Source organism: Pseudomonas sp. Pse35, from assembly GCF_024519715.1.
Taxonomy (GTDB): domain Bacteria; phylum Pseudomonadota; class Gammaproteobacteria; order Pseudomonadales; family Pseudomonadaceae; genus Aquipseudomonas; species Aquipseudomonas paracarnis.
This window is the reverse complement of record NZ_JALJRP010000105.1, coordinates 1-243: the sequence shown is the minus strand read 5'-3', so window position 1 is coordinate 243 and position 243 is coordinate 1. Positions and strand designations below refer to the sequence as shown.

Sequence of the window (243 nt, the reverse complement as noted above, 5' to 3'; positions counted from 1 at the left end):
GGGGCTCCAGCCGAGGCCCCGCCACCTGCTTGGCCAGCAATTCCAACAACGCCCGTGCCCGCCCGGACTTGACGCCACTAAGCACCTGAGCGCCCAGGCGCAGCTGGACCCCAATGCCTCGCGTGGCCCAGATCAGCAACAGATTGATCAAGACTTCGCCGGTGATTTCACCCAGCAGTTCGTACATGTCGGGTGGCGGCAGCATGCGTACCCAGGCCACCAGCGCCGACAGGTAGATAAACA

General features: G+C 63.8%; 1 protein-coding gene. It reads right to left on the bottom strand.

All coding sequences use genetic code 11. The features are described from left to right. Positions 1-243, bottom strand: a 243-nt coding sequence (locus OC445_RS27000) for a hypothetical protein (RefSeq protein ID WP_262020467.1), incomplete at both ends; no start/stop codon positions are given.